Source organism: Okibacterium sp. AC114, from assembly GCF_979253355.1.
In genome coordinates this window covers 564960-577598 of sequence record NZ_CEEDBR010000001.1, presented here as the reverse complement: position 1 = coordinate 577598, position 12639 = coordinate 564960, and the positions used below count along the sequence as shown (strand labels likewise).

Below are 12639 nucleotides of genomic sequence, written 5' to 3'. Positions count from 1 at the left end.
GCTGGGAATACGCCACACCGGTAGGCTTGGTCCTCGTGAACGAACGAGTACTCATCAAAGACCTGTCCACCCTGCCCGAAGGCCCCGTCACGGTGTCCGGATGGGTCGATACCGTTCGCGACCAGAAGAAGGTGCAGTTCGTCGTGCTGCGCGACGAATCGGGCGCCGTGCAGATCGTCAACCCGGCCACCCGCGAGGTCGCCGAAGACGACGCCTCCTCGGCCGAGCGCGTCGCCACGACCGAATCCATCTCGGGCCTCAGCCAGGGCTCCTTCATCACGGTCACGGGCACGCTCAAGCACGACGAGCGCGTGAAGCTCGGCGGCCTCGAGGTCAAACTCGCCACGATGGATGTCGTCAGCCACGCCATCCCCGAAACCCCCATCGCCGCCGACTCCTCGCTCGACAAGCGCATGGACTGGCGCTTCATCGACCTGCGTCAGCCCAAGCAGAACCTCATCTTCCGCATCCAGACCACGTTCGAGCACGCCCTGCGTCAGTACTGGATCGACAACGACTTCATCGAGATCCACACCCCCAAGCTCATGGCGAGCGCCAGCGAGTCGCGCGCCGAGCTATTCGAGGTCGAGTACTTCGACACCAAGGCCTACCTGGCGCAGAGCCCGCAGTTCTTCAAGCAGATGGCGCAGCCGGCCGGTTTCGGCAAGGTCTTCGAGGTCGGCCCCGCGTTCCGCGCCGACCCGTCATTCACATCGCGTCACGCGACCGAGTTCACGAGCATCGACTCCGAGATCAGCTGGATCGACAGCCACGAAGACGTCATGAAGCTGCACGAAGACCTCATCGTCGCCGGCTTCACCGCGGTCGCCGAGAAGCACGGCGACGCGATCCGCGAACTCTTCGGACTCGAGGTCACCGTGCCATCGACGCCGTTCCCCCGCATCCCCCTCGCCGAAGCGAAGCGCATCGTCGCCGAGCGCGGCTATGAGGTGCCCCGCGCCGACGACGACATGGACCCCGAGGGCGAGCGCCAGATCGCCGCCTATGTGAAAGAGGAGTTCGGGCACGAGTTCGTGTTCCTCACCGACTATGCCTCGAGCATCCGGCCGTTCTATCACATGCGCAACGACGAAGACGGCTCGCTCACCAAGAGCTACGACCTCATCTTCAACGGCGTCGAGATCTCGACGGGCGCTCAGCGCGAACACCGCGTCGACGTGCTCATCGAGCAGGCCAAGGAGAAGGGCCTCGAGCCTGAGGAGCTCGAGTTCTACCTCGACTTCTTCCGCTACGGCGTCCCTCCGCACGGCGGCTTCGGCATGGGTCTCGCGCGCGTGCTCATGCTGATGCTGCACGAGACGTCGATCCGCGAGGTTACCTACCTGTTCCGCGGCCCGACGCGTCTCGCGCCGTAGCGAGCCGGGCACCCGCCCATACGACAAACGCCAGAGGCGGAGGAGAGCGTTGCTCCCTCCGCCTCTGTCACGCGTGCCGAAGGCCGCGCAGGTTCGTGGCGCGCCGCGCGTCGACTCAGTGCGCGGGCAGCGTGTAGTCGATCGCTGAACGCTCGGTGACGAGCGAACGGATGACGGCAGCCGCTGCCTGATGTGCCGGGTGGACCTGGTAGGCCTGCAGGTTTGCGGCATCGGCGAACTCGGAGACAAGCACGACATCCCAGTTGCCCGGGGTGTCGTGCAGATCGATGCCGACCTCGAGGCTGTCGATGATGTCGCCGAGCTGCGGCACGAGGGCAGTCAGCTCCTCGCGAATGCGGGTGGCGTCTTCGGCCTTCTGCTCGACGCTCGGCGCACCGAGCTTCCAGGTCACGATGTGGCGGATGGTCATCGGGCTTCCTCCAGTGCTCGGGCGAGGCGCGCCGGGTCGATGCGCCAGTAATTGTGGACTTTCCCGTTGATGAGCACCACGGGGATCTCCTCCCAGTAGCGATCGAACAGAGCCGGATCGTCGAGAATGGAGAGCTCTTCGCGCAGGGGAGCGTCATCGCCGAGGGGTGCCGTGACCTGGTCGATGACGGCTCGCGCATCGTCACACAGGTGGCAATCGGGCTTGCTGATGAGAGTGAGGGTCGTCGTCACCCCCTCAGCCTAATCCGAGACCGATCCGGCGGCAGCCTCCGAACATTACATGCGCACAGGCTCTAGAGTATTTATGTTTATAAACATAATGCGCGCGCTCTCTGTGTTATTTTCGTATGAGAGACCATCATGGGACTATGTCCGCGTTCCACTCCGAAGCCGCCCACGTCTTGGGCGCGCGTATTCGTGAGGCTCGGAATCAACGCTCCCTCACACTCGAAGACCTGGGGGCCCTCGCAGGCGTGCATTGGACCAACATCGGCAAGATCGAGCGCGGGCAAGTTCACCCGAGCGTCGAAACGCTCGTTCGCCTGGCGAGCGCGATGGATGCCGACCCCAAGGTTTTCGTCACCGGCCTCACGGCCGACATGTATCCACGGCCGCGGCACAAGCTCACAGCCAACGATCTGATTCGCGAACGCGAAGAGCGAAGCCGGCACCGCGACGCTGAATAGCGACGCTGAATAGCACCGAGCGTCGCTACAGAGACACCAGCCACAGGTATTGCACGCCATCGTGGAACCAGGAGACCTGCACCTTCGTTTGGCGCGCGAGATCGTCGCCGAACAACCACACCGCTAGCGCCTGACCGGGTTCGAGCTTTGCCGGAGTGTGTGCGACGAAGTGGCCCGGGCCCATGAGATCGATGGTGATCCACCGAAGCACGTCGCGGCTCGCATTGCGCAACTCGATGCGCTCAGACCCGAAACGTTCGACCTCGAAGGGCATGCGATAGGCGACGGGCCGAGCTTCACCGAATGGTTCGGCACCGAATGGTTCGGCACCGAACGAGTCGGCACCGAACGAGTCGGCACCCACCGAGTCGGCACCGACCGAGCAGGCACCTCGCGATGTGGCACGCGGCGGAAACGGCCGCGCCAAGTCGATCGTGGCGGTGTAGTGCACGGCGTGCGTCATGGTTGTGCCCCCGAGTCGGTTCGACGATTTCCCGTCCCGATGAACACTAAGGCGAACCCCCGACACCGGCGCCCGAACGCCAAAAAGCGCCAGTCACAAGGACTGACGCTTCGCAGCTGCGTTACAACTACTTCTTGTTGCGACGCTGGTGACGAGTCTTACGAAGCAATTTGCGGTGCTTCTTCTTCGCCATGCGCTTGCGGCGCTTCTTGATGACAGAACCCACTGAGACCTCACATAGAAAGATTGGGTATGGCCGCGGATGCGACGACTGGCAGTAAAAATGCCTCCGTGGAGTCTACCTGATGACCACGGCAAAGCGCGACTCGACGGGGCGAGTGACCGTCACGGACGGAGTTTGCGCGTGACAGCCTGCACCGCCGACGTGACGGCGTGCGTGGCATCCGCGGCAACTTTTCCGACCGTGTCGGCCACGGCACGAGCCTGGTCCGGCAGTGGACCGCCGGTCGACTGCGACATGAGCGATGCCGCGTCGAAGTCGATGCTGAGGAACGGTATCAGCCAGTCTTCGATCTGCTCGAGCGGCGTGTATTCGAGCCGATAGAAACGGTGCTGGCCTTCTTCGCGGACGGTCACGAGGCCCGCCTCGCGCAAAACCTTGAGGTGCTTCGACACGGTCGGCTGGCTGAGACCGAGCGTCGACACGATCTCGGACACGGAGGTTCCGCCGGCTGTCTCGTCGTCGGCCGGGTGCCGCTCGAGAAGGACTTGGAGGATGTCGCGTCGGGTGGCATCCGCAACCACGTCAAAAATGTCGGCCATCCACCCAGGGTAGTGACTCCGGAGACGGAGTACCATGACATCCAGCATTCGACACGAACGAACAACAAGGAGCTGAGAATGCCCGCGAGCTCCTCACGGAACGTCGTCCACCGGCCCCCGCGCCTCAGCGTGCGCACGGTGCGTGACCGCATCAGCGACTTCACCGGGCGTTCTCCCTCTCGCTTCGCGCTCCTCATCTTCACGGCGCTCATCCTCGTCTTCACGCTGCTGTTCTCGTTGCCCATCGCCTCGAGCGCCGGCACCATCACGCCCCTCGCTGATTCGCTTTTCACGGCCGTCTCGGTCATCTGCGTGACGGGCCTCTCGGTCGTCGACATGGCGACGCACTGGTCGCTGGTCGGGCACATTTTCGTGTTTATCGGCGTGCAGATCGGCGCCCTGGGCGTGCTGACGCTCGCTTCCATCCTGGGTCTCGTCATTTCGCGCAAGCTCGGGTTGCGCGCCAAGCTCATCGCGGCGAGCGACAGCAACCCGTTGCGCGTGCACCACGGCCCTGTGGCCGAGGGCCAGGCCGTGCGCCTCGGCGAAATCGGCAGCATGTTGCTCACGGTCGCCATCTCGGCTCTCGTCATCGAGGCGGTCATCGCGGCACTGCTCTTCCCGCGCATGTTGATCGATGGCATTCCCGCCTGGGATGCGCTGTGGAACAGCTTCTACTACTCCGCCATGGCCTTCACCAACACCGGGTTCACGCCGAACGCCGAGGGGCTCGAACGCTTCGCGAACGACTATTGGTTCCTCAGCATCCTGATGATCGGCGTCTTCCTCGGCGCCATCGGTTTTCCCGTCATCTACGCCCTCAGCCGCTCGTTCTTCAAGCCGCGCCGCTGGTCGCTGCACGTGAAGCTCACGCTGCTCACGACTGTGATCCTCTTCGTGGCCGGGGCCGTGGCGTTCGTGATTCTCGAATTCAACAATCCGAAGACTTTCGGCAGCTTGAACGCCAGCGATACGGCGTTCCAATCGCTGTTCCTCTCGATGATGACGCGATCAGGCGGTTTCTCGACGATCTCGATCGCCGACCTCAACGGCTCGAGCCTGCTGGTCGCCGACATGCTCATGTTCATCGGCGGCGGTTCGGCGTCGACGGCCGGTGGCATCAAGGTGACGACCCTCGCCGTGCTGTTCTTGGCGGCCCTCGCCGAGGCGCGGGGGCGCCCCGATATGGAGGCTTTCGGTCGACGCATCCCCCAGGACGTCGTGAAGGTGGCGCTCAGCGTCGTGCTGTGGGGCGCGACTATCGTGGCGGTATCGTCGATCGTCATCCTGCAGATCACCAAAGCGCCCCTCGACCATGTGCTCTTCGACGTCATTTCGGCATTCGCCACGACGGGTCTCTCGACGGGTCTCACCGATCAGCTCCCCGATTCAGGCAAGTATGTGATGGCGGCGACCATGTTCATGGGGCGCATTGGTACAGTGACACTCGCCGCGGCCGTCGCGGCCAGCCAGAACGCGCAACTGTTCCGGCGCCCCGAGGAAAGGCCCATCGTTGGTTGATCGCATCAAACACAACGCCCCGGTGCTCGTGATCGGGCTCGGGCGGTTCGGTGCAGCCTGCGCCGGAGAGCTCGACCGGCTCGACCGCGAGGTGCTGGCAATCGACGACAACGCCGACCTCGTACAGAAGTGGTCGGAGCGCGTCACGCACACCGTGCAGGCCGATGCCCGCAACATCGAAGCCCTCAAGCAGATCGGCGCCACCGATTTCTCGATCGCCGTGGTGGCGGTCGGCTCGTCGATCGAGGCCAGCGTGCTCATCACCGCCAACCTCGTCGACCTGAAGATTCCGCAAATCTGGGCCAAGGCGGTTTCGCAGTCGCACGGCAAGATCTTGGCCCGTGTCGGCGCCAACCACGTGATCTACCCCGAGGCAGAAGCCGGCGAGCGCGTCGCCCACCTGGTGTCCGGCCGCATGCTGGACTTCATCCAGTTCGACGACGATTTCGCGCTCGTCAAGATGTACCCGCCCAAGCCCATCCGCGGCCTGAACCTGACCGAATCTGGCGTGCGCACCAAGCACAACGTCACGGTCGTCGGCGTGAAGTCGCCCGGCAAACCGTTCACCTACGCCACGGCCGACACCGTCGTGTCGAACCACGACCTCATCATCGTGTCGGGCACGTCCGCCGATATCGAGCGCTTCGCGGCGCTCGGCAACTAGCCGGCGAGCTCGCGGGCCCGGGCGAGAGCGGCATCCGTCGCCTCGTCGAAAATGGCGGCGAAATCGGCCTGCTGCATCACGGCGATGGCGCGTTCGGTCGTGCCCTTGGGGCTCGTCACCTGTCGGCGCAGCTCCTCGGGCGTCTGACCCGATTCGTGCAGCAACTCGGTGGCCCCGCGGAATGTGCCCTCGACCATGGTGCGGGCCTCGTCGGGAGTGAACCCCTTCGCGATGGCGGTCTTGGTCAGCTCCTCCATCATGAGGAACACGTAGGCGGGGCCCGAGCCCGAGATGGTGCTCAGAGCGTCGATCTGATCTTCGGGCACCTCGAGCACTTCCCCGACGGTCTCGAACAGTTCGCGCGTGAGGGCCAGCTGCTCGGGTGTGCTGCGGGTCCCCGGCGAGATACCCGTGACGGCCCGTCCGACCAGGGCCGGCGTGTTGGGCATCGAGCGGATGACGGCGACACCCTCGGGCAGGTTGGCCTCGAAGGTCTCGATGGTCACGCCCGCGGCGACGCTCACGACGATGGTGCCCGGCGTGAGGTCATCCCTAATCTCGTGCAGCAGGTCGACGACCATGCCCGGTTTGACGCCGATGACGACGATGGATGCCGCAGCCGCCGCCCGGCGATTGGCCCCGGGCTCCTCCTCCAACGCCTCCGAACGCACGCCCTCGAGCGCGTCGAGCGCCCGGGCCTTTGCCACGCTGCGGTTCGTCACGACGATGCCTCCCTCGACCCGCACGTCGGGCGACACGAGACCGTTAAGGATGGCCGATCCCAAAGATCCGGCACCCAGGATGGCGATTGATGGCAGAGTTGTCGTGGTCATTCGGCCATCCTATGCACCGAGGGGTAGCGCGCTCCATGACGCACATTCGACACCGGCTCGCCATCGACGGCGGCCAGACGGGCATCCGCCTGCGGCTCACCGAAGAAGCTTCGGGAGGGAGCGACGGGCCCGCCACGTCGAAGGTTCTCGCCGAACTCGACGAGCCCGGGGTGCTCACCGACCGATCGGTGGTCGATCAGGTCGCCGAGCGCGTCGTGGCCTTCGCCGCCTCTGCCGCGGTTACTCGATCCGTGGCCGCGGCGGGCGGGGGTGCCGCGCTAGACGCACATGCGGCGCGCACGGGCACCTCGCCCCGCGGTGACGGCATCTGCATCGACGAGGTCGCGGTCGGTCTTTCCGGCCTTACGCCCGCTGGCGCGAAGCCCGACGAACTCCTGCGGCACACGCGCTCCGTCGGTGTCGACCGCGTGGCGCTGGCGCACGACTCGGTCACGGGTTATCTGGCCGCCAACGGCACCGCCTCAGGCGTGGTCCTGGCGATCGGAACGGGCAGCGTCACACTCGCCGCATCCGACACGCGCACGGCGAAGGTGGATGGCTGGGGCTATCTGCTGGGCGACGCGGGCAGCGGTTTCTGGCTCGGCCGCGCGGGGCTCGACGCCGTGATGCGTGCCCACGACGGGCGCGGACCGGAGACAGCGCTCAGTGCGCCCGCCGTCGACCTGTTCGGCACCGAAGACGAGATGTACATGCGCCTGCAGGGCGACACACGTCGGGTCTCACTCGTCGCGTCCTTCGCCCGCACGGTCGTGGAGGCGGCTGCGGCCGGTGATGCGGTGGCACTCGGAATCACGCGGGGCGCCGCCGAAGAACTCGCGGTCTCGGGCGCGAGCGCGCTGGCACGCACGGGCTGGATGCCGGGCTCCCCCGCCCGAGCCAGTTGGGTCGGGTCGCTGCTCACGTACTCCGCGGTGCTGCGCGCCCACGTCGACGAGCAACTCGCCGCACGCACGGGTGGCCTTACGCTCGAGCATCCGTTCGGAGGACCGCTCGACGGTGTCAGCACGCTGCTCGACGTCGCGGGCGGCCATCCGTTGCACGCACTCATCCACACGGCTCATATCGGGCCCGCCGACCCCGTACGATGATTCCATTCCGGCAAAGGGGACATCTGTGAGCGCATCTGGCGGCAACAAGGCGATCATCGCGGCATTCAGCGCGAACCTAGGCATCGCGGTGACCAAGTTCATCGCGTGGGCCCTCTCGGGTTCGTCGTCGATGCTGGCGGAGGGCGTTCACTCGCTCGCCGATTCGGGCAACCAGCTGCTGCTGCTGCTCGGCGGTCGCAAGGCCAAGAAGCGCGCCGATAGCGAGCATCCCTTCGGCTACGGCCGCGAGCGCTACGTCTATGCGTTCGTCGTCGCGATCATCCTGTTCAGCGTGGGTGGCGTGTTCTCGCTCTACGAGGGCTACGAGAAGCTGCACGATCCGCACCCGCTCGAGAACTGGTGGATCCCGGTGCTCGTGCTCGTGATCGCCATCGGCCTCGAGAGCTTCTCTCTCCGCACCGCCGTGAAGGAGTCGAACCACGTGCGGGGCAAGCAGTCGTGGGTCAAGTTCATTCGCCACGCCAAGGCGCCCGAGCTGCCCGTCGTGTTGCTCGAGGACATCGCCGCTCTGCTCGGCCTCGTGCTCGCCCTGTTCGGAGTCGGCCTCACGGTGATCACGGGTGACGGCATGTGGGACGCCATCGGCACCCTCGCGATCGGTGTGTTGCTGATCGCCGTCGCCGTCATTCTGGGCATCGAGACGAAGAGCCTGCTGGTGGGCGAGGGCGCCAACGATGCGGATGCCGAGGCCATCGCCGCCGCCATCTCCTCCAGCCCGGCCATCCACTCGCTCATTCACATGAAGACGCTCTACCTCGGGCCCGACGAACTGCTCGTGGCGGCGAAGATCGCGTTCGACGCCGACCGCCCGCTCGGAACGGTGGCCGAGGCCATCGACGATGTCGAAGCGCGCATCCGTGCCGCCGTGCCGGTCGCCCGGGTGATCTACCTCGAACCCGATGTCTTCAGCGCCGAGAAGGCGGCCCTCAAGAACTCTGCGGGCGCGGTCGAACCGAAGCACTGACGCGCTGAGGCGTGGTCGAACCGAAGCACTGACGCGCTGAGGCGCGGTCGCTGCCGCTGTCGCTGATCCCGTCGCATCGACACAGTGACCCGCCGAGGCTCGAAGCGCTGTGTTGCGGAAGCGCCGTGATGCTGTGGCGCTACTTCTCCCGGAAGAACGCCGTGAGGGCGCGACTACACGCCTCGGCCTCGACGCCGGCGTAGACCTCGACGCGGTGATTGAGTCGGCGATCGCGCACGATGTCGTAGACCGATCCCGCACCGCCGGCCTTGTCGTCCCAGGCGCCGAACACGACGGTGCCGACACGCGCCGCGACGATCGCGCCCGCGCACATGACACAGGGTTCGAGTGTCACGACGAGCGTGCAATCCGTCAGGTGCCAGTCCTGGCGTGCAGCCGCCGCGCGCCGGATCGCGACGATCTCGGCGTGGCCGGTGGGGTCGTGCAGCAGCTCGCGTTCGTTGATTCCGGTGGCGACGAGTGTGCCGTCGCCGTCGAAGAGGAGCGCCCCGACGGGAACATCGCCCGACTCGGCCGTGCGGGCGCTCAGGGCGAGGGCGTCGAGCATCCAGCGTCGGTAGCGTTCCGGCACTTCTGGTGGCACGTCGACTGTCCTTCCCGAGAACGGATAGATTGAAGCCTATGCGAGTGCACGTAGCCGACCACCCCCTGATCACCCACAAGCTCACGGTGCTCCGTGACGAGAACACGCCGTCGCCGGTCTTCCGCGCGCTGACGGAAGAACTCGTCACCCTGCTTGCCTATGAGGCCACCCGCGGCGTGCGCGTCGAAGAGGTCGAGGTGAAGACGCCCGTGACGACCACGACGGGTCTCGCCATCAGCCAGCCCCGCCCCCTGGTCGTGCCCATCCTGCGCGCCGGCCTCGGAATGCTCGAGGGCATGGTCAAGCTCCTGCCCACCGCCGAAGTCGGATTCCTCGGCATGGTGCGCAATGAAGAGACGCTCGAGCCCACCACCTACGCCGAGCGCCTGCCCGACGATCTGAGCGACCGTCAATGCTTCGTGCTCGACCCCATGCTCGCCACCGGCGGTTCGCTCGGGGCGGCCATCGACTTCCTGTTCCAGCGAGGTGCCGTCGACGTCACGGCCATCTGCCTGCTCGCGGCTCCCGAGGGCATCGCTGCGCTCGAGAAGGCGACCGAGGGGCGCGATGTCACCATCGTGCTGGGGGCGATGGACGAGCGTCTCGACGAGAACGGCTACATCGTGCCCGGGCTGGGTGACGCAGGCGACCGCCTGTATGGTCTGGTCTAGCCAGCCCCGATATCGCGGCTTCGTGCCGCTGCAGCGTTTCCAGAGGCGTCATCCGAAGAGCGGATGGCGCCTCTCGCGCTTGTATGCCGTGCGCAGCTGCATCCCCCAACGCAATAATTTTTCACCGCGCGCAACTAATCGCCACAAACGGTCACGACTTGACACAAAGCGACACCTTCGGGTTGAATCAACCCATGACTGAAATCGCACGCCCCCTGACCTCCATTGAGGCTCTTGGGACTGCCGGCATGATGATGGCCGGCAGCAGCGCAGTCATGTGTTGTCGAATGTGTCGCTAATCTGACGACCCCTCGCCGAGACACAGCGTAGAACGCACTGCATTTCGCAACGGTGCCACCCGCACCCGCCGTTCTGAGTCAATCGGGCTTCTCGCCCCGCTCACACGCAACGTCTCACGGATGCCGCATCCTGCATCCGATTCTCGCCCCCAACGGCACCACACTCTGACCCTCATCCGGTGAAGCCGCGCTCATTCTGACCGCGCCTCCCCCAGGGTTCTCTTCGCATCATCATCGAAGGATCTTCCCCATGTCTCTCGCCACCGTTCCCGCAACGCTCCCCCGCCAGGCCGCCTCAGCTCCGGTCCCTACTCCCGTTCAGGCCGCGCCGACCGCGCCGCAGCCCGCCGCCGGTCCCACCGCCGGTCGCCTGCGCGCCGTGCCGAACGGCACCGAAGCCCGCGGTTTCGCCCTCTACGTCGGTCTCGACGAAGCGAAGGCCCTCGCCGCCGGCACCAGCCTCGGCCAGATCGTCGAGGCCGTGAAGAACCTCCTCGGTGAACTCGCCCCCGGCGCCGAGAGCTACGCCTCTGTCGCTCTCGCTCCCGAAGGAGCAGGCGGCCGCGACGTCGATGTCGTCCGCCTGGCGCTACAGGAGCCGTCGGCGCTGGCCAAGCGCCGCGACGTCCCCGTCGAAGAAGACCTCGACCGCGCGGCATCCGGTGTCGTCATCGACATCTCGCGCAAGCGCCTGATCCTCGACAACGAATCGGTCGGGCTCACCTACAAGGAATTCGAGCTGCTGCAGTACCTCGTGCTGCGCGAGGGCCGCACGATCGAACGCGCCGAGCTGATCACCGCCCTCTGGCAGGCCGGTGACGACGAGGATGCCCCGAACGAGCGCACGATCGATGTGCACATCCGTCGCCTGCGCGCCAAGCTCGACCGCTACGAGGACATCGTCCGCACCGTGCGAGGCGTGGGTTACCGCTTCGACCGCCACGCGGACGTGTCGATCCGCCACGCATCCACGCCGTCGCCCGACCTCTTCTAGGCAGAATCCAAGGTCAACGCGGCAAACTCTCAGCGAAAATAACGGTTTGATAACTAGCGGTCGTTACCTGTCCGTTATATATTCGTAGAGCGTTAGTTGTTTTGCTGTGGCAGCTACGCAAATGTGATTGCAGGACACTCTTGGTGCAAGGGAGAAGGCCGGTCGTAAGCCTCTACGACCGGCCTTCAGTCATGTCTAGGGGGCATATGTCTGGGCGGCATACGTCGGGGCGGCATGTGCCTGGGCGGCATACGTCGGGGCGGCGTTAGCCTAAAAGCATGAGCACCCATACCGGCGAGGAACACGCCCAGTCCGCGACACGCGCATCCCGCCCACGTCTTGCGTCAGGCATCCTCACGTTCGGAGTGGGCATGCTGCTCGCTGCCGCCGGCATCGTCGGCGTGCTCATCGGTGCCGTCTCCGGCCCGGGCTGGCTCATCGCGGCAGGAATCGGTGCCATCATCGTCGGACTCGGCGTCGCCTTCCTGGGCATGGTGCTGCTCTACCGGGCGCTCGTCGCCCCCACAAGCGGGCCACGGTCGACCCCCGGAAAGAAGTAGGCTCGAATCCCCGTCGACCAGCGACACGTGCTGCGCCGGATCGACCATTTTCCACCGCCACGCAGGGCAGTGCACGATCGAAAGGACGAGCGCATGTCTCAGCGACTAGCCGTCACCGCCTGGGAGTCGCTTTTCCGAGCCCAAGTGGGCGTTATGCGCGCGCTCTCCGCCGATTTCCCCTCGCACGATCTGTCGCTCAACGAATACGACGTGCTGTTCAACCTGTCGCAGCAACCCGACCGAAGCGCCCGGCTGCGCGACATCAACCAGCTCGTACTCCTCAGCCAGCCGAGCGTCTCACGTCTCGTCGATCGACTCGTCGCGCGCGGCCTGGTCGAGAAGCTGCCCGACACGCACGACCGCCGCGGCACGATCGTGCGCATCACCGACGAGGGTTTCGATCACTACCGCGCCGTGGCCGTCACACACATGCGCACCATCGACAGCATCATGTCCGAGGCGCTCACACCCGACGAACTCCGTCAGCTGGCGGCACTCACCGACAAACTGCGCTGCCCCGACAGTGATCCAGACGAAGGTGCCTGCCCGGGCTCAGAGCTCGAACAGACCGAGGCTCAGGCCCGCGCGCAGCCGCAGGCGTAGGCGGGACGGCTCGACCGCGCCTCGCAGCGCTCGCGCAA

Annotated in this window: 17 protein-coding genes; 10 read left to right on the top strand and 7 right to left on the bottom strand. The window is 65.7% G+C overall.

Annotated features, from left to right (window positions below):
- Nucleotides 1-35: 35 nt before the first annotated feature.
- Nucleotides 36-1376: an aspartate--tRNA(Asn) ligase gene (gene aspS, locus ACZ6IE_RS02860; RefSeq protein ID WP_464606694.1), complete on the top strand. Its 1341-nt coding sequence runs from the start codon at nucleotides 36-38 to the stop codon at nucleotides 1374-1376.
- Between the two features lie 115 nt (nucleotides 1377-1491).
- On the opposite strand, the gene ACZ6IE_RS02855 is transcribed toward aspS, so the two are convergent.
- Both ACZ6IE_RS02855 and ACZ6IE_RS02850 read right to left on the bottom strand, forming a co-directional pair.
- Entirely contained in the window at nucleotides 1492-1806 is a 315-nt protein-coding gene (locus tag ACZ6IE_RS02855; protein ID WP_464606693.1) for a Dabb family protein, read from the bottom strand.
- Complete coding sequence (locus ACZ6IE_RS02850) at nucleotides 1803-2057, bottom strand: glutaredoxin family protein (protein WP_464606692.1); 255 nt, start codon at nucleotides 2055-2057, stop codon at nucleotides 1803-1805. The genes ACZ6IE_RS02855 and ACZ6IE_RS02850 overlap by 4 nt, the downstream gene beginning before the upstream one ends.
- 137 nt (nucleotides 2058-2194) lie before the next feature.
- Here ACZ6IE_RS02850 and ACZ6IE_RS02845 point away from each other — a divergent pair, with 137 nt between their 5' ends.
- The gene (locus ACZ6IE_RS02845; RefSeq protein ID WP_464606691.1) at nucleotides 2195-2512 is read left to right on the top strand and encodes a helix-turn-helix domain-containing protein; all 318 of its coding nucleotides are present in this window, start codon (nucleotides 2195-2197) and stop codon (nucleotides 2510-2512) included.
- A gap of 25 nt (nucleotides 2513-2537) precedes the next feature.
- On the opposite strand, the gene ACZ6IE_RS02840 is transcribed toward ACZ6IE_RS02845, so the two are convergent.
- The 3 genes from ACZ6IE_RS02840 to ACZ6IE_RS02830 form a co-directional block, all read right to left on the bottom strand.
- The gene (locus tag ACZ6IE_RS02840) at nucleotides 2538-2975 is read right to left on the bottom strand and encodes a hypothetical protein (RefSeq protein WP_464606690.1); all 438 of its coding nucleotides are present in this window, start codon (nucleotides 2973-2975) and stop codon (nucleotides 2538-2540) included.
- A gap of 127 nt (nucleotides 2976-3102) precedes the next feature.
- The gene (locus ACZ6IE_RS02835; protein ID WP_003792170.1) at nucleotides 3103-3201 is read right to left on the bottom strand and encodes a 30S ribosomal protein bS22; all 99 of its coding nucleotides are present in this window, start codon (nucleotides 3199-3201) and stop codon (nucleotides 3103-3105) included.
- Nucleotides 3202-3320: 119 nt separating this feature from the next.
- The gene (locus ACZ6IE_RS02830) at nucleotides 3321-3758 is read right to left on the bottom strand and encodes an ArsR/SmtB family transcription factor (RefSeq protein ID WP_464606689.1); all 438 of its coding nucleotides are present in this window, start codon (nucleotides 3756-3758) and stop codon (nucleotides 3321-3323) included.
- Between the two features lie 78 nt (nucleotides 3759-3836).
- Here ACZ6IE_RS02830 and ACZ6IE_RS02825 point away from each other — a divergent pair, with 78 nt between their 5' ends.
- On the top strand, nucleotides 3837-5279 hold the full coding sequence (locus tag ACZ6IE_RS02825; protein ID WP_464606688.1) for a TrkH family potassium uptake protein: 1443 nt from the start codon (nucleotides 3837-3839) through the stop codon (nucleotides 5277-5279).
- Nucleotides 5272-5943 (top strand): potassium channel family protein, encoded by a 672-nt coding sequence (locus ACZ6IE_RS02820; protein ID WP_077054085.1) that lies wholly within the window; start codon nucleotides 5272-5274, stop codon nucleotides 5941-5943. Before ACZ6IE_RS02825 ends, ACZ6IE_RS02820 begins: the two co-directional genes overlap by 8 nt.
- Here the strand turns inward: ACZ6IE_RS02820 and proC are convergent.
- The gene (proC, locus tag ACZ6IE_RS02815; protein ID WP_464606687.1) at nucleotides 5940-6776 is read right to left on the bottom strand and encodes a pyrroline-5-carboxylate reductase; all 837 of its coding nucleotides are present in this window, start codon (nucleotides 6774-6776) and stop codon (nucleotides 5940-5942) included. The genes ACZ6IE_RS02820 and proC overlap by 4 nt on opposite strands.
- A gap of 35 nt (nucleotides 6777-6811) precedes the next feature.
- Here proC and ACZ6IE_RS02810 point away from each other — a divergent pair, with 35 nt between their 5' ends.
- Both ACZ6IE_RS02810 and ACZ6IE_RS02805 read left to right on the top strand, forming a co-directional pair.
- Nucleotides 6812-7885 carry an N-acetylglucosamine kinase gene (locus tag ACZ6IE_RS02810; protein WP_464606686.1) on the top strand — a complete coding sequence of 358 codons (1074 nt, stop codon included), beginning with the start codon at nucleotides 6812-6814 and terminating at the stop codon, nucleotides 7883-7885.
- Nucleotides 7886-7910: 25 nt separating this feature from the next.
- Nucleotides 7911-8870 (top strand): cation diffusion facilitator family transporter, encoded by a 960-nt coding sequence (locus tag ACZ6IE_RS02805; RefSeq protein ID WP_464606685.1) that lies wholly within the window; start codon nucleotides 7911-7913, stop codon nucleotides 8868-8870.
- A gap of 139 nt (nucleotides 8871-9009) precedes the next feature.
- On the opposite strand, the gene tadA is transcribed toward ACZ6IE_RS02805, so the two are convergent.
- Nucleotides 9010-9438 carry a tRNA adenosine(34) deaminase TadA gene (gene tadA, locus ACZ6IE_RS02800; protein ID WP_464608576.1) on the bottom strand — a complete coding sequence of 143 codons (429 nt, stop codon included), beginning with the start codon at nucleotides 9436-9438 and terminating at the stop codon, nucleotides 9010-9012.
- Between the two features lie 74 nt (nucleotides 9439-9512).
- Between tadA and upp the strand changes: the two genes are divergently transcribed.
- The 4 genes from upp (at nucleotide 9513) to ACZ6IE_RS02780 (ending at nucleotide 12601) form a co-directional block, all read left to right on the top strand.
- The gene (gene upp, locus ACZ6IE_RS02795; protein WP_077054090.1) at nucleotides 9513-10145 is read left to right on the top strand and encodes a uracil phosphoribosyltransferase; all 633 of its coding nucleotides are present in this window, start codon (nucleotides 9513-9515) and stop codon (nucleotides 10143-10145) included.
- A gap of 549 nt (nucleotides 10146-10694) precedes the next feature.
- Entirely contained in the window at nucleotides 10695-11438 is a 744-nt protein-coding gene (locus tag ACZ6IE_RS02790; protein WP_464606684.1) for a winged helix-turn-helix domain-containing protein, read from the top strand.
- Nucleotides 11439-11716: 278 nt separating this feature from the next.
- Nucleotides 11717-11998: a hypothetical protein gene (locus ACZ6IE_RS02785; protein ID WP_464606683.1), complete on the top strand. Its 282-nt coding sequence runs from the start codon at nucleotides 11717-11719 to the stop codon at nucleotides 11996-11998.
- Between the two features lie 93 nt (nucleotides 11999-12091).
- The gene (locus ACZ6IE_RS02780) at nucleotides 12092-12601 is read left to right on the top strand and encodes a MarR family winged helix-turn-helix transcriptional regulator (protein ID WP_464606682.1); all 510 of its coding nucleotides are present in this window, start codon (nucleotides 12092-12094) and stop codon (nucleotides 12599-12601) included.
- The last annotated feature ends 38 nt before the right edge of the window (nucleotides 12602-12639 follow it).

What these genes read in the sequence shown, in the direction of transcription:
- ACZ6IE_RS02790 (WP_464606684.1), top strand. Translation starts at nt 10,695, where the DNA reads ATGTCTCTCGCCACCGTTCCCGCAACGCTCCCCCGCCAGGCCGCCTCA.
- ACZ6IE_RS02780 (WP_464606682.1), top strand. Translation starts at nt 12,092, where the DNA reads ATGTCTCAGCGACTAGCCGTCACCGCCTGGGAGTCGCTTTTCCGAGCC.
- ACZ6IE_RS02830 (WP_464606689.1), bottom strand. Translation starts at nt 3,758, where the DNA reads ATGGCCGACATTTTTGACGTGGTTGCGGATGCCACCCGACGCGACATC.
- upp (WP_077054090.1), top strand. Translation starts at nt 9,513, where the DNA reads ATGCGAGTGCACGTAGCCGACCACCCCCTGATCACCCACAAGCTCACG.
- ACZ6IE_RS02825 (WP_464606688.1), top strand. Translation starts at nt 3,837, where the DNA reads ATGCCCGCGAGCTCCTCACGGAACGTCGTCCACCGGCCCCCGCGCCTC.
- tadA (WP_464608576.1), bottom strand. Translation starts at nt 9,438, where the DNA reads ATGCTCGACGCCCTCGCCCTGAGCGCCCGCACGGCCGAGTCGGGCGAT.
- ACZ6IE_RS02840 (WP_464606690.1), bottom strand. Translation starts at nt 2,975, where the DNA reads ATGACGCACGCCGTGCACTACACCGCCACGATCGACTTGGCGCGGCCG.
- ACZ6IE_RS02785 (WP_464606683.1), top strand. Translation starts at nt 11,717, where the DNA reads ATGAGCACCCATACCGGCGAGGAACACGCCCAGTCCGCGACACGCGCA.
- ACZ6IE_RS02855 (WP_464606693.1), bottom strand. Translation starts at nt 1,806, where the DNA reads ATGACCATCCGCCACATCGTGACCTGGAAGCTCGGTGCGCCGAGCGTC.
- ACZ6IE_RS02845 (WP_464606691.1), top strand. Translation starts at nt 2,195, where the DNA reads ATGTCCGCGTTCCACTCCGAAGCCGCCCACGTCTTGGGCGCGCGTATT.
- ACZ6IE_RS02810 (WP_464606686.1), top strand. Translation starts at nt 6,812, where the DNA reads ATGACGCACATTCGACACCGGCTCGCCATCGACGGCGGCCAGACGGGC.
- proC (WP_464606687.1), bottom strand. Translation starts at nt 6,776, where the DNA reads ATGACCACGACAACTCTGCCATCAATCGCCATCCTGGGTGCCGGATCT.